The sequence below is a fragment of the Bacillus sp. I-2 genome, assembly GCF_001974945.1.
Taxonomy (GTDB): Bacteria; Bacillota; Bacilli; order Bacillales; family Bacillaceae; genus Bacillus; species Bacillus safensis.
Genome location: NZ_LZRW01000032.1, coordinates 52,864 through 74,245, shown reverse-complemented (window position 1 = coordinate 74,245; position 21,382 = coordinate 52,864). Strand labels below are relative to the sequence as shown.

Annotated in this window: 20 protein-coding genes and 1 pseudogene; 10 read left to right on the top strand and 11 right to left on the bottom strand. The window is 40.9% G+C overall.

What is annotated here, in order from left to right; translation table 11 throughout:
• Positions 1–117 precede the first annotated feature (117 nt).
• The 6 genes from BAE31_RS09380 to sppA all read right to left on the bottom strand — a co-directional run bounded on the left by BAE31_RS09380 (position 118) and on the right by sppA (position 4,607).
• Complete coding sequence (locus BAE31_RS09380) at positions 118–1,092, bottom strand: class I SAM-dependent methyltransferase (protein ID WP_041107229.1); 975 nt, start codon at positions 1,090–1,092, stop codon at positions 118–120.
• Positions 1,093–1,180: 88 nt separating this feature from the next.
• On the bottom strand, positions 1,181–1,681 hold the full coding sequence (gene tpx, locus BAE31_RS09375; protein ID WP_041107231.1) for a thiol peroxidase: 501 nt from the start codon (positions 1,679–1,681) through the stop codon (positions 1,181–1,183).
• A 112-nt stretch (positions 1,682–1,793) separates the two neighbouring features.
• Positions 1,794–2,246 (bottom strand): GerW family sporulation protein, encoded by a 453-nt coding sequence (gene ytfJ, locus BAE31_RS09370; protein WP_007501733.1) that lies wholly within the window; start codon positions 2,244–2,246, stop codon positions 1,794–1,796.
• Positions 2,247–2,260: 14 nt separating this feature from the next.
• Positions 2,261–2,968 (bottom strand): DUF2953 domain-containing protein, encoded by a 708-nt coding sequence (locus BAE31_RS09365; RefSeq protein WP_076840298.1) that lies wholly within the window; start codon positions 2,966–2,968, stop codon positions 2,261–2,263.
• A 98-nt stretch (positions 2,969–3,066) separates the two neighbouring features.
• Positions 3,067–3,591, bottom strand: a complete 525-nt coding sequence (locus BAE31_RS09360) for an RDD family protein (protein WP_024424812.1) — start codon at positions 3,589–3,591, stop codon at positions 3,067–3,069.
• Positions 3,592–3,605: 14 nt separating this feature from the next.
• Positions 3,606–4,607, bottom strand: coding sequence for a signal peptide peptidase SppA (sppA, locus tag BAE31_RS09355; RefSeq protein WP_024424813.1), 1,002 nt, complete (start codon positions 4,605–4,607; stop codon positions 3,606–3,608).
• Between the two features lie 444 nt (positions 4,608–5,051).
• Between sppA and BAE31_RS09350 the strand changes: the two genes are divergently transcribed.
• The 10 genes from BAE31_RS09350 to BAE31_RS09305 all read left to right on the top strand — a co-directional run bounded on the left by BAE31_RS09350 (position 5,052) and on the right by BAE31_RS09305 (position 16,222).
• Positions 5,052–5,855: an NAD kinase gene (locus BAE31_RS09350; protein ID WP_034279604.1), complete on the top strand. Its 804-nt coding sequence runs from the start codon at positions 5,052–5,054 to the stop codon at positions 5,853–5,855.
• Positions 5,856–5,969: 114 nt separating this feature from the next.
• The gene (locus BAE31_RS09345) at positions 5,970–7,412 is read left to right on the top strand and encodes a DEAD/DEAH box helicase (protein WP_041107236.1); all 1,443 of its coding nucleotides are present in this window, start codon (positions 5,970–5,972) and stop codon (positions 7,410–7,412) included.
• A 190-nt stretch (positions 7,413–7,602) separates the two neighbouring features.
• Positions 7,603–8,658, top strand: a complete 1,056-nt coding sequence (gene desA / locus BAE31_RS09340) for a Delta(5) desaturase DesA (RefSeq protein WP_041107238.1) — start codon at positions 7,603–7,605, stop codon at positions 8,656–8,658.
• A 116-nt stretch (positions 8,659–8,774) separates the two neighbouring features.
• The gene (locus BAE31_RS09335) at positions 8,775–9,911 is read left to right on the top strand and encodes a sensor histidine kinase (protein WP_076840297.1); all 1,137 of its coding nucleotides are present in this window, start codon (positions 8,775–8,777) and stop codon (positions 9,909–9,911) included.
• Positions 9,908–10,507 carry a response regulator transcription factor gene (locus tag BAE31_RS09330; RefSeq protein ID WP_076840296.1) on the top strand — a complete coding sequence of 200 codons (600 nt, stop codon included), beginning with the start codon at positions 9,908–9,910 and terminating at the stop codon, positions 10,505–10,507. The genes BAE31_RS09335 and BAE31_RS09330 overlap by 4 nt, the downstream gene beginning before the upstream one ends.
• 197 nt (positions 10,508–10,704) lie before the next feature.
• On the top strand, positions 10,705–11,625 hold the full coding sequence (locus BAE31_RS09325; protein WP_041107242.1) for an iron-hydroxamate ABC transporter substrate-binding protein: 921 nt from the start codon (positions 10,705–10,707) through the stop codon (positions 11,623–11,625).
• Between the two features lie 109 nt (positions 11,626–11,734).
• Complete coding sequence (locus BAE31_RS09320; RefSeq protein WP_025092270.1) at positions 11,735–12,424, top strand: response regulator transcription factor; 690 nt, start codon at positions 11,735–11,737, stop codon at positions 12,422–12,424.
• The gene (locus BAE31_RS09315; protein WP_076840295.1) at positions 12,424–13,428 is read left to right on the top strand and encodes a sensor histidine kinase; all 1,005 of its coding nucleotides are present in this window, start codon (positions 12,424–12,426) and stop codon (positions 13,426–13,428) included. Before BAE31_RS09320 ends, BAE31_RS09315 begins: the two co-directional genes overlap by 1 nt.
• Before the next feature lie 105 nt (positions 13,429–13,533).
• Positions 13,534–14,295, top strand: a complete 762-nt coding sequence (locus BAE31_RS09310) for an ABC transporter ATP-binding protein (protein ID WP_024426158.1) — start codon at positions 13,534–13,536, stop codon at positions 14,293–14,295.
• The gene (locus BAE31_RS09305; protein ID WP_076840294.1) at positions 14,285–16,222 is read left to right on the top strand and encodes an ABC transporter permease; all 1,938 of its coding nucleotides are present in this window, start codon (positions 14,285–14,287) and stop codon (positions 16,220–16,222) included. The genes BAE31_RS09310 and BAE31_RS09305 overlap by 11 nt, the downstream gene beginning before the upstream one ends.
• Before the next feature lie 38 nt (positions 16,223–16,260).
• Here BAE31_RS09305 and BAE31_RS09300 read toward each other — a convergent pair whose 3' ends face one another.
• The 5 genes and pseudogenes from BAE31_RS09300 to mbcS form a co-directional block, all read right to left on the bottom strand.
• Positions 16,261–17,613, bottom strand: a complete 1,353-nt coding sequence (locus BAE31_RS09300) for an amidohydrolase family protein (RefSeq protein WP_076840293.1) — start codon at positions 17,611–17,613, stop codon at positions 16,261–16,263.
• A gap of 176 nt (positions 17,614–17,789) precedes the next feature.
• Positions 17,790–17,966, bottom strand: coding sequence for a hypothetical protein (locus tag BAE31_RS19650; RefSeq protein WP_170871287.1), 177 nt, complete (start codon positions 17,964–17,966; stop codon positions 17,790–17,792).
• A gap of 16 nt (positions 17,967–17,982) precedes the next feature.
• Positions 17,983–18,735, bottom strand: a complete 753-nt coding sequence (locus BAE31_RS09295; protein ID WP_076840292.1) for a hypothetical protein — start codon at positions 18,733–18,735, stop codon at positions 17,983–17,985.
• Between the two features lie 252 nt (positions 18,736–18,987).
• Positions 18,988–19,567, bottom strand: a pseudogene (locus BAE31_RS09290) (LysE/ArgO family amino acid transporter).
• A gap of 129 nt (positions 19,568–19,696) precedes the next feature.
• Entirely contained in the window at positions 19,697–21,280 is a 1,584-nt protein-coding gene (gene mbcS, locus BAE31_RS09285) for an acyl-CoA synthetase MbcS (protein ID WP_076840291.1), read from the bottom strand.
• Positions 21,281–21,382: the final 102 nt, after the last annotated feature.

Genomic DNA, 21,382 nt, shown 5'->3' with positions numbered 1-21,382 from the left:
TGACTTTTTCATTTAAACATTGAAAACTTTGCATTTCAAGTGCACCTTCAAACTGTTATCGCTTACATCAATAAGTCGTTATTTTCTGAATAGTAAAATAGCCAGAAATCACTCTGGCTATTCTTTCGTTTCTTTTTCTTCTATAAACCACTGGTCTAATTTTCTCATCACACCGACCATTGCTTCCTTCTGTGAGAAAGATGGAAGATTGGCAAACAGCATTCGTTTTGGTGCTTCCAGCCCTTCTTTTTTCTTTTGCATCACAAATAAGCTTTTGGCGTGTTTTTTATCCTTAAACATGGACACTGGCAGCTGAATTAACGCATTCATATACGCATGATCTTTGATGAAATCCTTTAATTGTACGCTCTCTTTTCCTTCAAACAAATCGTTTGGAATGATGAAGAATAAGAAGCCGCCTTCTTTTGTGTAGCGAAGGCTTTGTTCAATGAATAAATAATGGGCAAAGGCATGTCCTTCTTTTGCCTTTAATTCAAAGTCTTCTGCACGCTCATCATTTGGATAATAGCCGACTGGGAGACTGCATACAGTGACATCTGCTGGTGAGATCAGAAGCGGCTCAAGACTGTCCTGGTGGAAAAGCTCAACTTCTTTCTCCTCTAAATTCGCCTGGGCCCAAGCAATTTTAATGAGCACATCATCAATTTCAGACGCAAAGCCGCGTTTTGTTTCTGCAGTGAGATTATTTAAAACAGCAAGAAGTAAGTTTCCTGTTCCCGCTGCTGGATCAAAGACTACAAGCTCTTTTTGACCGTCTAAAAATTTGTTCACCAAATAACTGACAAACAGTCCAATCGTATCCGGTGTCATCTGGCGATTTGGATGAGAAATATCCTTTTGACCTTTCAATACGGCGAGCTGAAACGCTTTACGAATCTGCTCATGATCATAAGAAGCAAAATCTGCTTTCTCTATTAAATCCTTTAATAAACCGTTTCGATCATTTGCTTGGAAAAAGGCTTCTCCTGCTTCTGCCAATGCTTCAATATAGGAAATGCTCTGTTCCTTTTTTAATCGAATAGAAGCTGTATCGAGCAGTTCAAAAATAGTACTTACTTGATCTTTCTGCAATGCTTTTCTCTCCTCGCTTTGTTAAAAGCTATATGTTCTCATTGAAAAGAGCCCCAGGATGAAGCCGGAGCTCTTGTCGATGCTGCTTTTATAACAGTGATTTTGCAGCTTCAATGGCTTTTTCATAATTTGGGTGATTCGTTGCTTCACTTACGTATTCAGTGTAAACCACTTTTCCGTTAGGGTCTAATACGAAGACTGCGCGCGCCAATAAACGCAATTCTTTCATATACACTCCGAATGCTTCACCAAATGACATATCTCTGTGATCAGATAATGTTTCGACATTTTCAATTCCGTTTGCTCCGCACCAGCGTGCTTGTGCAAATGGAAGGTCTGCACTAATCGTATAAATATTGACCGGACCTAAATCCGATGCCTCTTCATTGAAACGTCTTGTTTGTGCGTCACACACACCTGTATCAATAGAAGGAATCACTGAGATGATCGTCACTTTTCCTGCTAAATCAGAAAGTGAAACTTCTCCAAGTGAGTTCGTTAATACCGTAAAATCAGGAGCCTGCTCGCCTACCTTTACTTCATTTCCTACAAGCGTGACAGGACTTCCTTTAAATGTGATCGATGCCAAAACAATTCCTCCCTTTTCAAATGTATGGTTCTATCATAGTAGAGAAAGCAAAAAACTGCAAAGCCTAATCGTCCATTTTGCAAAAAAAGTTAACTGCAGCGCAGCTAACTTTTTAAAGGTCTATGTCATCTAGTTTTCGTTCTTTGTGACGGTGCTCCCGCTCATCCTTCTTAAACATGTGCTGAAGACGTTCAATTGCTTGAGGAGCAGAATCCAATATTTTATCGAGCAGATGTGTGTGTTCATCCAAATGAAGCATTCGAACTCCGTTTGTTCCTACAATTAAGAAGGCGATTGGTGTAATCGACACCCCGCCGCCGCTTCCGCCGCCAAATGGGAGTCTCGGCTCTTTTCGTTCCTGTTCATCAGAACGCTTTTCTTTCTTTTGGTTCCCGTTAAATTCACTGCCGCCGGCTGCAAATCCAAAACCAACCTTTGACACAGTGAGAATGACACTGCCGTCAGGGGTTTCGACTGGATCGCCGATGATTGTATTCACATCTATCATTTCTTTTAAGTTTTCCATCGCTGTCTTCATGAGACCTTGGATTGGATGATCTGCCATTTTCGGGTTCCTCCTTAAACAGATGATTCATTCTTCGTTGCTTGAAGAGAGGCGCTTTTTCTCGCCTTTCTCCCTTTTAACCAATGGACAAGTAAACGAATGGCTGCAAGCATAGCATGTCCAATACGAAAATAAGCTATACATGTAAACTGAGTCTGTGACACATTGTGCTGAAAGGCCGGGATGACTTCATATAACGGTTTATGCTTAAAGGTGAGATGCTCCTGCATAAAGGCAAGCAGTGCTCCTTTAACTGACCACACACCGCCGGCTGCTACACCTGTTAAAGCGGCGTCTTGAAAGCCGATCCATGTCGACCAGTGAAACGAGACAATCTTTACGTGGATGAAGAACTTGCGCATGATCCGGTTTAAATCGACAATCTCTTTTGTGATGCGCTCCATTTGATGAAGGATCTGCTTCATATCACGTTTTCCTACTTTTTTATGCATCGATTCTTTTTCGTGATCAGGATTTTTAGCGCTCTTCATTTTCTTTTCACGAATATCAATCGTTTGGTCTTCTGGATTGACCCTCACCATCGGAATCTCTTTTTTGAGTCTGACCAATCCATATAAGGTGATGACCTTCAGTGCAATGTGGTCATTGTCGTTTGTATGCGAATAGTCCAGCGAAATGGTTACTTTCATGAAAATCAACAAGATCACAAGAAACAAAAACGCTGCGATCCAAACGTAAAGCACTGTGCTCACTTCCTCCATAACAAATGATGCTTCCCCTACGATTATGGCTCTCATTCTGGATTTTATACCCAATCAATAAAAAAGAGTTTGACCGGTACCCGGCCAAACTCCTCTGATTATACGTTTGATTCTGTTTTTTCATATAAATGTTCATGAACGACCACCGTATCGGCAAAGTAATCATGAACCCCTTGCTTTTTCGGTGAGAACCCAACGATAGCGTAGAGAATAAAGATCGTATTAATGTAGCGTCCCACAATCTCTCTAAAGAAAATAACATCCCATGCCAGCTTCTTCTCAGGCTGAAGTGAGACCACTTTAATCCCAAATACCATCTTGCCAAGTGTTTGTTGAAAGATTTTCGTCATGATGGCGAAATAAAGGAGGAATACAATCGTCGTTGTGACGGAAAACGGAGAAAACCATCCCCCTCCTTTGGACCAGCCAAACAGACTAAAGATTGGAGAAACCGTCAAATGGTTTACACCCCAGACGACGAGCCAATCAAGAATAAATGCCCAAAATCTAATCCAAAAACCTGCAAACGCCTGCGCTTCAATTGAAGCGCGCTTCACAAAGGCCGGCTTCGATTCTTCCTCTTGGCTGCGGCTTTCGCTTACTTCATCGAATGTAGAATCCATCTATGATCCCTCCTTTATTTTGAATAGAGATACATCGGTTTAGACCCATTTGAGCCAGCCAGTGTTTCTTTTAAATTCAGAAAATCAATTTCGCTTTTAAAGAGCTTGCTTGCACTCATGTTGAAAAGAGAGTTCCAGCCAAAGCTTTGAGAATAGCTGACCACTGTTGCTCCTTTTAAGCCTTTTTCATTTTTCTTCATTGCTTTTAATGCATCTTCATAATACCCAAGCTCATCGACTAATCCGTTCGATTTTGCTTGTGTCCCGTCATATACTCGGCCGTCCGCAATTTTCTTGACTTCCTGTTTTGACATGCCGCGTCCTTCAGAGATCACTTTGACAAATCCTTCATAAGAGTTATCGACCATGCTTTGCATGATGTTGCGCTCATCTTTTGTCATATCACGGTTAGGAGACATGATATCTTTGAATTTCCCGCTCTTAATCGTTTCATATTTAATACCCAAATTATCTGCCAGCTTTGAATAATTCAAGCTTTGCATGATGACACCTAACGATCCTGTTAATGTTTCAGGTGAAGCAAAGATTTTCTTCGCTGGAGTTGACACGTAGTAGCCGCCTGAAGCTGCCATTGAACCCATAGATACGTAAATCGGCTTCTTCGCTTTTTTCACTTCTTCTAATTTTTTATGTATTTCAGCACTTTCATAGACACCGCCGCCAGGAGAGTTTACGCGCAGAAGTACACCTTTTACAGAAGCATCCTCTTTCGCTTTATCTAGTTCCTTGAGGAATGCACGATGATCATAACCTTCTCCGCCTAATAGGCTCGATGCGCCGCCATTATCTTGAATGGTTCCATTAATCTCAAGTACAGCAATCTTGCCTGCACCGCTGCCATTCTCTAGTACCTTCTCTTCTATTTCATCCCCGAATTGATAGCTCATTTTATTGTCATTGAAGCTATCGAACAAGGCCATCGTGACACTAATCACAATTGAAAATCCGAAAACACCAAGTGCAATAATTAGTGCTACCCATCTTTTCGCATTCATCTTTTCTCCTCCTTTTTATCTCACTTCATTCATACGAATGCCCACACGAAATGTTTCACAGGAATTGTGGTTTTTTTACATTTCATGTAGGCATATGATAGCACCTCTCTTAAATAACGATCAACTTTACGTCGTCTACTTAGACATGCGCATGACGAAAAATTGGCTTTTTTATCCTCTCCCTGCACCTAATAGGCTAGATCTTCACCGCAACGAAACACCTAAACCATTCTTTCATGAGAAAACGGCTATTCAATTATGCTCAGGATTCAGCCATTTCAAATCACTCACATCGACTCATTTCTCATAAAGCAATCCGATCATCAGATGGTTCTTTCTAAAGTTTTTACTTTCATATGAAAAAAGTGTAAAATGTGAGCAAGGGTTTTCATGTAAGCCCTTTATCATTGAAAATTATTTTTGACAGCAAAGGGGAGAACGTCAATGACAGACAATCGTCGCAATGTATTTTTCTTTTACAAAAAAGATCATGAATTGGATGGACACATTTCTTCTCTCGAGAAGCTCGCTACCGATCAGGGTTTTCACGTCGTCAAGCGTGCAGAGGATGCCCACATTATTGCTTCAATTGGCGGGGATGGCACATTTCTTCAAGCAGTACGTAAAACAAAATTCCGGGATGACTGCTTGTATGTAGGGGTATCAAAATCAGAGAATACGCACCTATACTGCGATTTCTCGTTAGAACATTTTGATAAAATGATTGATGCCATGAATACTGAACAGCTTGAAGTGAGAAAATATCCGATCATCGATGTAAGCGTTGACAGCACAAACCAGTTCCATTGCTTAAATGAACTGTCAATCCGTTCCAGTATTATTAAAACATTTGTGATCGATGTGTATATAGATGATTTCCACTTTGAAACTTTTAGAGGCGACGGCATGATTATTTCCACTCCGACTGGCTCAACGGCCTACAATAAATCCGTGAGCGGCGCCGTGGTTGATCCGATGCTTCCTTGTATGCAAGTCACAGAGCTTGCATCGCTGAATAATAACTCGTACCGTACATTAGGCGCTCCTTTTATCTTGAGCAGTGACCGCAAGCTGACGCTGAAGGTAGTGCAGGATGGAAACGATCATCCAATAATCGGGCTTGATAACGAAGCGCTCGGCACAAAACACGTCAAACAAATTGACATTGGCCTTTCAGGAAAAGTCATTAAAACGGTGAAATTAAAAGACAACTCTTACTGGGAAAAAGTAAAACGCAGATTCCTTTGAGAATTTGTCCACGCGCTGAAAGCTCCTTTACGGGGCTTTTTTTTATGGCTTTTCATTCACCCTTATGGTTATGGTATGATGTCACAAGTATAAATGTACGAAAAGGAGAACACGATGACATTACAACATTTTGATCAATATCCATTAAGTGATGAATTGAAACAAGCGTTAGAAGCGCTTCACTTCCATACACCTACACCCGTTCAGCACGAGACATTATCCGTTGCTTTTTCAAAGCAGGATTTAATCGTCAAATCTCAGACTGGCAGCGGCAAGACTGCTGCCTATGGTCTGCCGATTTGTGAAATGGTTGATTGGGCTGAAAATAAACCTCAAGCCCTCATCCTCGTTCCGACACGGGAGCTCGCCATGCAGGTCAAACAAGACCTCACAAGCCTTGGCCGATTCAAACGAATCAAAGCCGCAGCCATTTATGGAAAAGCCCCTTTTCAAGCGCAGAAAGTAGAGCTTTCACAGAAAAACCATATTGTGTGCGGGACACCAGGCCGCATTTTGGATCACCTTGAGAAAGGCACCCTTTCTTTAGAAAATCTCAAATTTTTCGTGTTAGATGAAGCGGATGAGATGCTGAACATGGGATTTATCGATCAAGTCTCTTCTATTATTCAGTATCTGCCGCCAAAGCGCATGTCGATGCTGTTTTCAGCGACAATGTCTGATGACATGAAGAAATTGAGCGAACAGTTTTTACAATCACCAAAAGTCATTGAGATTGCACGTGAAGAAACGTCTGTACAGCAAATCACCCACACCGTGATTGAAACGGAAGAAGAATCGAAATTCTCCCTTTTACAGCGTACGATCGTCATTGAAAATCCAGATAGCTGCATTATTTTCTGTAATACACAAGACCGGGTGAATGAACTCACGATGAAGCTGGACGAATGGGATGTGCCCTGTGACAAAATTCATGGCGGCATGAGACAGGAAGACCGCTTTGATGTGATGGATGAATTTAAAAAAGGTGAATTCCGTTATCTGATCGCAACAGATATAGCAGCCCGGGGAATTGATGTCAGTGATATGACACATGTCATTCATTATGATCTTCCTTATGAAAAAGAGCGCTATATTCACCGGACTGGCAGAACAGGCAGAGCGGGGAAAAGCGGGAAAACGATTGCGTTTATGACAAAGAATGCAAAGCCGCTCATTGATGAATTAAAGCAGGATGCCGGCATAGACTTTCAAACTCAGCCTTATCCAACGAAAGAAGAAGCAGAAAAGCATGTAGAAAGCTTTGAAGAAAAGATTGAAACGCCTGTTCAAAAGGAAAATAAACAGGCAGGCGTTGAGAAGGATATTATGAAGCTTTATTTTAACGGTGGGAAGAAAAAGAAGCTGAGGGCTGTTGATTTCGTTGGGACCATTGCCAAAATAGAAGGCGTTGCCTTTGATGACATTGGGATTATTACAATTCAAGATACAAAAACATATGTCGATATTTTAAACGGCAAAGGCCCTCTTGTGCTGAATGCCATGCGCCACACTACCATTAAAGGCAAGCAGTTAAAAGTACATGAAGCTCGTTCATAAAAAGTGAAGGCCCAGCGCCTTTACTTTTTTTTATTTATGATGAAATAAGCTCAAAAACCGTATCCCATCAGCCTTTTTGGTGACAAACATGACAAATGTCATATTGAATACATGATGGGTGCTACTATGAGCATGACACCTTTCCTTCTATACTTTGAAGTAGAAAGAAACGGAAAGGACTTGAACGTTCATGACGACTTCAACAAACACACAGCAGCAAGCCACTTTAAGAAAACAAGTGGGCCAATTCTCTGGTGCTAATTCGAAAAAAAGTATCATTCAACTCTTTAATACATTCATTCCATTTTTGGGGCTTTGGTTTCTTGCCTATTATAGCCTGAACATCTCCTACCTTTTAACCCTCTTCTTTGCGGTTATTGCAGCTGGTTTTTTAGTACGTGTCTTTATTATTTTTCACGACTGCTGCCATCAATCCTTTTTCAAACAGAAGCCGCTGAATCACCTGTTCGGTTTTTTAACGGGCGTACTCACCCTTTTCCCTTATCTTCAATGGCAAAGAGATCATTCAATTCACCATGCCACAAGTAGTAATTTAGACAAACGAGGTACTGGCGACATTTGGCTCCTGACAGTCAAAGAATATCAAGAAGCATCAGCATGGACGAAATTTCGCTACAGATTTTATCGTAACCCTTTTGTGATGTTTATTTTAGGTCCGATCTTTGTCTTTCTCTTAAAAAACCGTTTCAACGTCAAAAATGCTCGTAAAAAAGAGCGCTGGAACACGTATTTCACAAACGTGAGCATCATTGCGCTAGCAGCTGCAACGTGTCTTCTTTTTGGCTGGCAGGAGTTCCTGCTCGTCCAAGGTCCAATCTTCCTGATCTCAGGATCAATTGGTGTATGGCTGTTTTATGTTCAGCATACGTTTGAGGATTCTTACTTTGAAGCAGATGAACATTGGAATTATGTGCAGGCAGCGGTAGAAGGCAGTTCTTTTTACAAATTGCCAAAGCTTCTTCAGTGGTTAACAGGCAATATCGGTTATCACCATGTCCATCATTTAAGTCCGAGGGTACCGAATTATCACTTGGAGCATGCACATGATCATAGTGAGCCGCTTCAAAATGTTCCAACCATCACTTTAAAAACAAGTATTGAATCAATGAAATTTAGACTTTGGGATGAAGAAACGAAAGCATTCGTTACCTTTAAAGAAGCACGGCAATCTAAGAAGATGCCCGCACCTGTCATTAAAGGAGACATTCTAAAGAAAAATGCATAATTGGTGCAAGCTCTTTCTTACACTAGAAGGAGCTTGTTGTCATTTACAGGATGCAACCATAAGTTGAATTTGATAAAGTAAGGAAAAAGAACGAAAACGGAAAAGGTGGCACACGGATGAAAAAACAGTTTAAAATTCAAAAGTTGCATGGGATTTCTCCCTATATATGGGCCATTTTTTTCATCCTGCCCTTCTATTTTATCCTTAAGACACCTTCGACTTTAGGTATTGTGATCGGCATTATTTTGAACGTCGTCTTTTTCGCTGTGTATCGTTTTGCCTTTGTCGCAAAAGGCTGGTCATTATATGTCTTCGGCCTTTTATTGATCGCTATTTCAACTGGTTATGTGATGCTCTACAGCTATATTTATTTCGCTTTTTGCATCGCCTATTTCAATGGGCATATTAAAAGAAAAGTACCTTTTTATATCTTATACTATATTCATCTAGGGAGCGCTGCTATAGCGGTGAACTTTAGTTTGATCTTAAAAAAGGGCTGGTTTCTCACACAAATTCCTCTTGTCGTGATCACCCTGATTAGTGCCATTCTTCTTCCTCTCAGCATTCGGAGCAGGAAGGAACGTGAACGGCTTGAGGAGAAATTAGAATATGCCAATGAGCGGATTGCTGATCTTGTGAAGCTTGAAGAAAGGCAGCGCATTGCACGCGACCTCCATGACACCCTTGGACAAAAGCTTTCTTTGATCGGGTTAAAAAGTGATCTTGCCCGTAAACTCGTATATAAAGACCCTGAACAGGCTCGTGCCGAACTCAAAAGCGTCCAGCAGACCGCCAGAACGTCTCTCAATGAAGTGCGGAAGATTGTTTCCTCCATGAAGGGCATCCGAATCAAAGAGGAAATGTCGAACATCGAGCAAATTCTCGATGCAGCTGGAATTGAATTGATCTATGATGAAAAGGAAGCACCGAAACACATCTCACTTCTGAACGAAAACATTGTGAGCATGTGCATCAAAGAGGCGGTGACAAATGTCGTCAAACATAGTGATGCAACGGTTTGCAAAATCACCATTCACCAAAAGTCAAAGGAAGCCATCATCACCGTTGAAGATGACGGAACATTTAAAGGCGACAATCCGCCCTCTCAAATGAAGGGTCACGGCCTTTTAGGAATAAGAGAAAGATTGGAATTTGCAAATGGCCGCCTACGTATTGAAACAAAAGACGGGACAAAGCTCATTATGAGCATTCCAAATGATTCAGCAGCAAAAGAAAAGGAGGGGATGAAATGATCAACATCTTTATCGCAGAAGATCAGCAAATGCTGCTTGGTGCACTCGGTTCACTTCTCGATTTAGAAGACGATATGACGGTTGTTGGAAAAGGGACGAATGGCCAAGATGCCATCGATTTTGCCAACACACACCCTGTTGATATTTGCTTAATGGATATTGAAATGCCGGGAAAATCCGGACTTGATGCAGCGGAAGAGCTCAAAGGATCAGATGTGAAAATCATTATTTTAACGACCTTTGCCCGCTCCGGTTATTTCCAAAGGGCGCTAAAAGCGGGCGTCAGCGGCTACATGCTGAAAGACAGTCCAAGCGAGGAGCTGGCAAGTGCGATTCGCAGTGTGATGAAAGGGAAAAAGGTGTATGCCCCTGAATTGATGGAAGACTTATATAGTGATGAAAATCCTTTAACAGAGCGAGAGAAATCGGTCCTTGAACTCGTCGCAGACGGTAAAAACACAAAAGAAATTGCAAAAGAACTCAGCATCAAAAGCGGCACTGTCCGGAACTACATTTCCATTATTTTAGATAAGCTGGAAGTGAAAAACCGCATCGAGGCCATTACACGCTCAAAAGAAAAAGGCTGGTTTAAATAAGAAAAAAGATCAGGACACATGCTGCCTTGATCTTTTTTTATTGAAAATCCCCCCTTTATTTTTTATTACCAGCTATCAAAATGTCATTGACAACAGCCTACATTCCTATGATATGATATCCAAGTGATAATAATTATCATTATCACTAATACAACCAATATCCGGCTTATGTGCCGATTTCAAAGGAGTCTACATTCATGAAGAAAATATTGTTCCCTCTGATGCTCATCTTTGTACTTGCATTGAGCGCATGTGGCAATAGCAGCAGCTCTTCCTCAAATAAAGGAAATCAATCAGCATCATCAGACAAAATTACATATCAATCTGAAAATGGACCTGTGAAGCTGCCAGCGCATCCAAAACGTGTTGTTGTGCTCGGCTCTTACACAGGGAATGTCATGTCACTTGGTGTGAACCTTGTCGGCGTTGACTCTTGGTCCAAAAAGAATCCGCGTTTCCAAAAGGAATTGAAAAATGTGGAAGAAGTATCGGATACAAATGTAGAGAAAATCATGAAGCTAAAGCCTGATGTCATCATTGGCTTAAGCAATACTAAAAATGTAGAAAAACTCAAAAAAATCGCACCAACCGTTTTGTTTACGTATAACAAAGTTGATTACCTTCAGCAGCACATTGAAATTGGAAAAGTTTTAAACAAAGAAAAAGAAGCAAAAGCTTGGGTAAAAGATTTCAAAAAACGCGCAGCTGAAGCTGGAAAAGAAATCAAAGCAAAAATCGGTAAAGATGCAACAGTTTCTGTCTTTGAAAGTGGCACAAAAGATCTTTACGTTTTTGGAGATGCATGGGGCCGCGGAACAGAAATTCTCTATCAAGCAATGAAACTGAAAATGCCTGAGAAAGTGAAAGAAAAAGCATTAAAAGCCGGCTACTACGCGGTTTCACAGGAGGTCATTCCTGAATTTGCTGGAGACTATATGATCATTAGTAAAAACAGCGAAATGGACAATTCCTATCAAAACAGTGAAATTTACAAGTCCATCCCAGCTGTCAAAAAACATCGTGTGTATGAAGCCAATGCAGAGGAATTCTATTTTAATGACCCACTTACACTTGAATTCCAACTATCATTCTTTAAAAAGCACTTTTTAGGTAAATAAGCTGAAGCAAGGGACCTCTTCCCTTGCTTTTTTCTTGTCTGGTTCTAGCGGCAGGTCCTTTTTTCCGCTACAATGACAACAAGCGAATACAAAAAGTGTGGTGCTGATTTTGTTTAAGATTTTACTAATTGAAGATGATACAACCCTCTTCCAGGAAATCAAAGAACGTCTAGTTAACTGGTCCTATGATGTCTATGGGATTCAAGATTTCCATCAGGTGCTGCAGGAATTCACGTCTGTCCAGCCTGATCTCGTCATTATAGATATACAGCTGCCAAAATACGATGGCTTTCACTGGTGCCGGATGATTCGGCATCATTCAAATGTTCCAATCATCTTCCTCTCCTCAAGAGACCATCCAGCTGATATGGTCATGTCAATGCAGCTCGGTGCCGATGATTTTGTGCAAAAGCCCTTCCATTTTGACGTGCTCATTGCCAAAATAAGTGCTGTTCTTCGCCGCGTGCATGATTATAATGCAGAACCGGCCAGCCTAAAGGTATGGTGCGGCGCTGCGATTGACCTAGAAAAAAATACCGTAACAAATGATCATGGTGAGGTTGAATTAACAAAAAATGAGTTATTTATTCTCAAGGAATTGATTCAGCATAAAAATCATATCGTCAGCCGTGAATCACTCATTCAAGCATTGTGGGAGGATGAACGTTTTGTCAGTGACAACACACTGACTGTAAACGTCAACCGCCTCAGAAAAAAACTAGACGAGATCTCCCTTGGCGCCTTCATTGAGACAAAAGTGGGTCAAGGCTATCTTGCAAAGGAAAAGGATGATCAATGATGCTGCAAGCATTTTTAAAAGAACGAAGAAGCTGGATTCTTTTCTTTCTTAGTTTGCAGCTCCTCATTCTGTTTGTTGCTTATTTGGATACGACCATTCCAATCGCTTCTCTTTTTTATATTGTGCTATTATCTACGTTTCTCATGATTGTCTTTCTCTTTTTCCGATACCGAAAAGAAACGGCTTATTATGAGGGGCTCAAAGAATGGGATGATGACATTGAACATCAAATACGGCTAACCCCCTCTTCCCCATTTGAGCAGCTCATCCATGATGCAACGTCAGAGCAAATCGCACGCTACCGGCAGATGGCAGCAGAGCAGAAAATTGCTCTCGAAGAAGAAAAAGATGAATTGCTCACTTGGATACATGAGGTCAAAACACCGCTTACAGCGATGCGCTTAATGATTGACCGCTTAACAGATCAGCCGCTGAAATCAAATATGACGTATGAGTGGCTCAGAATACATTTATTACTTGATGCCCAGCTGCACCAAAGCAGAGTACGTCATATCGAAAATGATTTATTCATTGAAAAGCTGGACCTGCAAAGCATCATAGCGAAAGAAATCAAAGCGCTCCAATCCTGGTGTATGCAAAAAGGAATCGGCTTTGAGCTGACGCTGGAGGAACGCACCGTATTAAGTGATATAAAATGGTTATCCTTTATGATCAGACAGGTACTCACAAATGCAGTCAAATACAGCCATTCTTCCGATATTGTCATTGAAAGCAAGCAAATAAATGAACAAGTCATGCTGACGATCACAGATCAAGGCAGAGGAATTGATCCAAGAGACATCTCTCGTATTTTTGAAAAAGGCTTTACCTCAACTAGACATCACAATGACACCGCCTCAACAGGAATGGGGCTCTATTTAACGAAAAAAGGAGCAGACGCTCTTCATATGACGATCGAGGTCAACTCCACGATAGATCAAGGTACAACCTTCACCTTCATCTTTCCGAAAAAGAATGATTTTGTTCATATTGCGAGCATGTGACAACAATGTCACATGCTCGTCTGTTTTGTTCGCCAAATCGAAGGACGTCTGGCAGGCTTCTTTTTATACTAGAGTTATCAATTAAAAGAAAAAGGGGTTCAGCAAATGAACATTTTAGAAGCTCGTAAAATTTATAAAAGCTACGGAAATAAATTCAACAAACAAGAGGTACTGAGCGGTATTGATTTGACCATTGAAGCCGGGGAATTTGTCAGTATCATGGGGCCATCAGGCTCGGGGAAAACCACCCTTCTGAACGTATTGTCGTCTATCGATCATGTGTCCAGCGGATCCATTCGTATTGCAGATGCTGAGATGACGCAAATGAAGGATCAGCAGCTTGCGGAATTTAGAAAAAAGCAGCTTGGCTTTGTTTTTCAAGATTATAATTTACTTGATACACTCACGGTCAAAGAAAATATTCTTTTGCCTTTATCCATCTCCAAAACACCAAAAAAAGAAGCTTTTGAACGTTTTCAGCAGCTCGCAGAAGATATGGGGATTTATGAACTAAGAGACAAATACCCGAATGAACTCTCTGGCGGACAAAAGCAGCGGACATCGGCGGTTCGTGCCTTCATTCATGAACCAAGTCTTATTTTCGCTGATGAACCTACTGGGGCACTTGATTCCAAATCGGCATCTGACCTGCTCAACAAGCTGCAAGATTTCAATCGCAAACGAAAAGCGACCATTGTGATGGTGACACATGATCCTGTCGCAGCCAGCTATTCAAGCCGCGTCATTTTTATCAAGGATGGACAGATTTATACACAGTTGAATAAAGGCGCTTTAGAAAGAAAAATGTTTTTCGAGGATATTATGAAAACGCAAGGTGTCTTAGGCGGTGTGAAGCATGAACATTAATCAGCTCATCTTCCGTAACTTGAAGAAAAATTTGAAGAATTACTATTTATATGTGTTTGCTCTCGTGTTTAGTGTCGCGCTCTATTTTTCCTTTGTCACCTTGCAGTACTCACCAGCACTTGATGGTGTAAAAGGCTCCATTAAAGGAGGCGCTTCAATTAAAGCCGCTTCGGTTCTGCTCATTGCGATCGTCGGTATTTTCCTGCTATATGCGAATAGCATTTTTATTAAGCGCAGAGGAAAAGAAATAGGTCTCTTACAGCTCATTGGTATGACGAAACAAAAAATTGCCAGACTGCTCAATGCAGAAAACTTTATCCTATACGTGGCAGCCATGGTTATCGGCATCATTGCCGGCTTTATCGGTTCAAAGCTGATGCTGATGGTGTTATTTAAAGTGACTGGTGTTAATGCCATCGCCAATCTGCATTTTTCAGGCATGGCCCTTCTGCAAACACTTATTGTCTTTTTCATTATCTATGGATTGATTATGCTGAGAAATAGGCGTTTTATTAAAAAACAGACGATTTTATCTTTGTTTAGAACAACATCTTCGACAGAACAGCGTGTGAAAAAGATCTCTGTGTTTGAAATCATCATTGGGGTTTTCGGTATTGTCTTGATCAGCTCAGGCTATTATATTTCTTCTAAGCTTTTTACCGGCTCGTATACGTCGATGCTTGAGTTACTTTTAGCCATGATTTATATTCTAGCCTCTGTCATCATCGGTACCTTTCTTTTTTACAAAGGCTCTGTTTCTTTCATTGCCAATATCGTACGTAAAAGAAAAAATGGCTATCTCGCCATTCATGAAGTGTTATCTTTGTCATCCATTATGTTCCGGCTAAAATCAAATGCACTGCTTTTAACGATTATTACAACCGTATCTGCACTTGCCATCGGTTTGCTGGCTCTTAGCTACATTTCTTATTACTCAGCAGAAAAAACCGCTGAGCAGCAAATTCCAGCTCATTTCGTCATGGGCTCAGAAAAAGAAGCAGCAACCTTCACTCGTGCACTTTCTGACAAACATATTGCTTATGATCAAAAGCAGGTCAAAGTGATTAAAGCGGATTTTGATGCGAAAAAAATCATGGATACAGAGTTGAAAAATATGAATAATGATCCAGGCGTATTGACACTGCCTGTGATCAGTGAGAAAAACGCACCAAATATTCATGTAGAGAAAAGCGAAGTGATTTTAAGCGGCTACAGCGATCTCTTAAAGAAATTCATGCCAATTCAAAGCTCAGGCGATGTGAAGCTTCTCATCAAGAAGCCTATTGATTTGAAAGTCATGGATATGAAGAAAGATTATCTCATTTCTTACAACTTCACTTTTGGCGGTCTGCCTGTTGCCGTCGTGAGTCAACATGTTTTTGAGCAGCTCGACAAGCAGAAAGATCCAAAGCTGCAGCTTGAGAATAGCCAATATAACGCAGTCAATATAAAAGATGATCAAAATCTTGAACAAGCAAATCGCGTGTTTACATCTTTAAAACTAAGTGACAACAGCATGTCTCAATTAGCTTCAGCTCAGCAGCAAAAGCAGACAATAGGACTAATGATGTTTGTGGTCGGATTTTTAGGTCTCAGCTTCCTTGTCACATCAGGCTGTATTTTATACTTTAAACAAATGAATGAAAGTGAAGAGGAACAAAGCTCCTACACAATCTTGCGTAAGCTTGGTTTTACTGAGAAGGATCTATTAAAAGGCATCCGGCTTAAACAGCTGTTTAACTTTGGGATTCCGCTCATCATCGGATTGCTGCACAGCTACTTTGCTGTACAATCAGGCTGGTTTTTGTTCGGCGGAGAATTGTGGACTCCAATGCTTATCGTCATGTCGATTTACACTGCCCTCTATTCTGTCTTCGGATTCCTGTCTGTCCAATATTATAAAAAGGTCATCAAAGAATCCTTGTAAACAATTCCCCATAGGCATCGCCTATGGGGTTATTTTATTTACGAAGGTGTCGATTCAAACTTGTGTGATAAAATATGGTCTCTTGCTGCATAAGCTATTCGTTTGACCTCTTCTAGGTTCACACCGACAAGCTTTCCGTTCTGTTTCACTGCTTTTCCAGCCACATAAACAGAATCAACATTTGAAGGATGTGCCGTTTGGACAACCGCTCCAGCCGGATCTGTCATCGGAAGAAGATTCATGCTTGTCCGATCGATCAAAATGAAATCAGCTTCTTTCCCAGGTGTAAGTGACCCAATTTTATGATCGAGCTGTAATGCACGAGCGCCATTGATCGTCGCAGCTTCAAGCATTTGATAAGCAGACAGCCCAAGTTCAGGCCCCGGCATGATCCCATCCATTAACAACGATTGATTTTGGATCGCGCGCTCTGCCTGAAGTCCGAATTTCATTTGGGCAAATAAATCTCCTCCTGTCGCTGTCACTACGTCAACACCGAGCGTTGGAAGAACACCTTGTTCAATCGCAAGTCCTGTGACAGGATAACCGTGACCCATCATCATTTCAATTTCAGGGGTAATGGATATGGAGCTTCCGCTGTCTGCCAGCATCTTCATTTGATCCGCATCGATTGCATTAATATGCACCATGTTCAAATCCGGCCCGAGTAACCCTGCTTTGTGAAGCCGCTCAATCGATCGATCCTCCGCTCCCCAATTCCCAAAGCCAATGTGCATACTGCATAGAGCATCTAGAGACCGAGCTGTTTCAATTTCAAATACCGACGTCTCCCATGAAGAAAACTCTGGACCACGAATCGCAAGTCCCATTGTTAAAAGCTGATCTGATGATTGAAAATGCGCTTTTTTCACACGTGCTGCGTCCTCCATATTAGTGAGCGTACTCTCTCTATCCCAATATTCAGCATCTCCAGAGGAACCAAAAGCAAAAACAGCTCGAATACCCGCATCTTTTAATCCTTCAATGAGCTCTTCTGTATGATCCATTGAATTGATCATCGTCCAGTCTAAAAATGTGGTCACGCCTGCATCTAAAGCCTCTAATGCCCCTAAATAATTGGCGATTCGATCGTCGGATGGGCGTCTCATCGCTCCATAGTTGCCATAATAGATTTTGCTCAAATATGTCTGCAAAGACCAATCCGTCCCTATGCCCCGGATGACAGACTGCCACACATGCCGATGTGTATCTACAAGACCTGGCATGATGACCATATCAGATGCATCAACGATGTCTGCATCGCTTACTTCAATTGAAGGTCCAACTTCTAAAATATGTTTCCCTTCAATTAATAAATCTCCCTTTTCAAAAAAACCTAAAGATGGATCCAGTGTTAAGAGAGCTGCATCTTTAAACAATGTTTTCTTCATCCATATCCCCCTTTTCAAATGACGAGGATGAGTGACCCCGCCTCAATGTTATTTTAAAACAGAAAAGGATCAAATTAGAAGAAAAGTGACTTATCCCAATATATGAAGGGAAGACGTTTCTGAAATAAATGAAAAAAGCATGAGCGTTACGCTCATACTAAGGATTTTTTATCTTATTAGTGAAGGGATGCTAAAAGATACGTTATGAAACCAACAATCGGAATGATCGGGATCATTAATTTCAATGTTTTATTCGTATTCTTATATAAATTCCATAGCAACACTGGTATTCCAAATGTTATCGTATCTAAAACAGCAAGAACTACTCCTTTACGCTGTTCTTTATGAGCCATTCTAAATCCCCCCTATTCACCAAACTTTTTTCACACAATAACCGGCCAATCCCGCTGATATACCTCCATTAATCACTGCGCATGCAATACAGCTAGCAGGTCCCGTAAAACAAATATAATAACACGCTCCTAGAACCATTGAACGTAATGGAAGAGATTCATTCGGACCGCTTTTCTTTTTTAAGCAGTCCCAAAACTTGTTCCAATTAAAACTCGTTTGAATTTCCGATTCATCTATTTGGACAATTTTTTTATTTAATTCCATCATATCTTGCTTTACATCATTTTCACCATAGGTAAAAGATCCTTTTAAAAACTCCCCTTTTTGGTTGATATGGAACTTATTTTTCAATTTTCCATTTTGAAAGAAGTATGAGTGCAAATTCCCTTTCTCATCGTATTCCGCAAGTTGAATATAGTGAGCTTTTATTTGGCTCAGTGAAACTGAAATGAAGGAAACATTGTTAAGCAGCTGATTATCTGACTTCTTTTTTTTCAGATAAAAATAAACAACATCCGTTTTAGCAGCTTTCAAATGAACAGCTGCACTTTCTCCATTTAATAGATATCCTTTCTTTTGGGCTAATTCTTTTGCCTCTAAAAATTGAGAGCTTTTTTTTGCCTTTTTTATGAGTTTTTCTGCTGCTTTATCATTTTGTATCTTTTTAAAAGGCTCATCCGCCTTTACGGTAACAGCGTTTCCAACAGGATATTGTCCGAATAAAAGTGATATGAACAATAACACACAAAACATTTTTCTTATCTTCATCGATAGACTCCTTTAGTAAATTTAATAAAGATTATAACCTTTCAAGGAAAATAATGTAATAGACTAAATTACCAATAAAACCCACTAGTGATAATGTAGCATAAAGTCTACTCTTTATCATTTCCTCTAGGCAATTGCATCTGATTTACCTCTTAAGATCGTACTGACACTGGCTGGAAAGCCTGTCCAATACACAAAAAAAGCGCAGGATCATTACGTCCAAACGCTTCTTTGTTCGATTCTCTATGTATCTTACACAATCAATTGATACGCAATGTATAACGCAACCAGCCAGATCATGACCGCCGAAGCCTTATTGATACGGTTCATCCATTTGCCGTTTGTATCTAACTTTCCTAACATCTTCCCTAAAAGGGCGAGCCCCATAAACCATAACCAGGACACGATGATACAGGCAAGTGTAAACGCCAGCTTTTCTGCCCCGCTATATTGCAGCGAATTTGTACCAATGACACCAATTGTATCGAGAATCGCATGGGGATTTAAAAGAGAAACTGAACAGGCAAATACAATTTGTTTTCTTGCAGGCATTAATTTCTGCTTCTCTTGATCACCTGATGATGAGCTTGTGTTCCATACAGACCATCCCATATAAACTAAAAAACAAAAACCAATGATATAAAGACCAATTTGCAGCACTGGAATGGTAAACACCACAACAGAAACACCTATGACAGCTAAAGCAATTAAAAGTGTGTCACAAAGAGCAGCCGTGATGCGCTCCTTGTTGAAATACAAATACATTTTGAGCGCCCAAAGGTAAAATGAGACCAAAGGCAAGCACAATTCCATGAATGATCGCAATGGACATCTACTAACATTCTCCTTTTTCAGAAATTCCTACATATTTTAACATATAACATCATGCCCGCTTTCAACGAATTTGATATTTCATACAAAGAAAGCGCCGGATGCTTCCATCCGAACGCTTCTCGCTTCTTTATGATTGACCTTTTCGTGCAAGCTCTCTTTCTCTCAGCTCTACACGGCGAATTTTCGCTGACGGTGTTTTTGGCAGTTCGTCAATGAATTCGATTTCTCTTGGGTATTTGTACGGTGCTGTTGTGTTTTTCACATGTGTTTGCAGCTCTTTGATCAGTTCATCACTTTGATCAGTTCCATCACGAAGGACGACGTATGCTTTCACGATTGATCCTCTGATTTCATCTGGGCTCGCCACAACTGCACATTCCTTCACTGCTGGATGCTTGATCAGCGCATCTTCTACTTCAAACGGTCCAATCGTATAGCCTGAGCTGACAATGATGTCATCTCTGCGGCTTTCAAACCAGAAGTACCCATCTTCGTCTTTTTTCGCGCGGTCACCCGTAATAAAGTAATTGCCGCGGCGCTGCGCCTTTGTACGCTCTTCGTCTTTATAGTATTCCTTAAATAAAGCCGGCGTTTCAAGATGGACCGCAATGTCACCAATTTCTCCAGGTGCGCAGACGTTTCCATCCTCATCAATGATGTCTACTTCGTTTCCAGGGGTTGGTTTTCCCATACTGCCTGGCTTGATGTCCATTCCTTTTAGCACCCCTACGAGCAGTGTGCTTTCAGTTTGGCCATAGCCGTCTCGTACTTCTATATCGAAATGCTTTTTGAATGTATCAATGACTTCACGGTTCAGCGGCTCTCCCGCAGAAACAGCACTATGCAGATTTGGCAGCTTGTACTGACTCAAATCATCTACTTTTGCCATAAAGCGGTATTCTGTCGGTGTACAGCATAGAACATTGATTTCATTTTTTTGAAGCAGCTCTAAGTATGTATTTGGATTGAATTTTCCTCCATACACAAAGCCTTCTGCTCCACTTCCTAACACAGATAAGAGGGGACTCCACACCCATTTTTGCCAGCCTGGTCCTGCTGTTGCCCATACTTTATCTCCTTCATTAATGGAGAGCCATGCTTTTGCAGCTGTGCGTAAATGTGCATACGCCCATCCGTGTGTATGAACAACCCCTTTTGGGTTCCCTGTTGTACCTGATGTATAGGATAAAAACGCCATGTCTGTGCGCTTTGTATCTGCCAACTCAAGCTCGTTTGATTGCTCTTCCTTTTGCGCTAGAATGTTTCTCCAGCCATGATCGTTTTCACCGATTGAGAATGTTTTAAAATCGTTTGGCTGTTTGGTTCCGTCGAACGATTGAATGAATGAAGAGTAAACGATCGCTCCCTTTGCTTCTGCATGTTCAATTCGGTAATCTATATCTTTCGCACGCAGCATTTCTGAACAAGGAATCACGACCATTCCTGTTTTCAAAATCGCTAAATAAATGCTGTATGCCTCGAGCATGCGCGGCACCATCACAATGATTTTATCACCTTTTTTGAAGCCTGCTTTTAATAAAACATGTCCAATTTTATTTGCCTCTTCCACTAATGCTGCATACGTCACATGCGCTTCGTGGCCATTGCCGTCCTGCCAGTGCAGGGCCATTTTCTCCTTGTCATGACTGAACGCTTCAATCTCGCTGACTAAGTTATATTGTTCTGGTGCAATTAAGTCTTCTCTTTTCATGGTACAGCTCCTTTTAGCCTCTTTCTTATGAAACGAAACATGTTTCAATTTACCTATTCTAACACTCATAACTGAAAAATGCTTGAATTAGGACCTACTCCT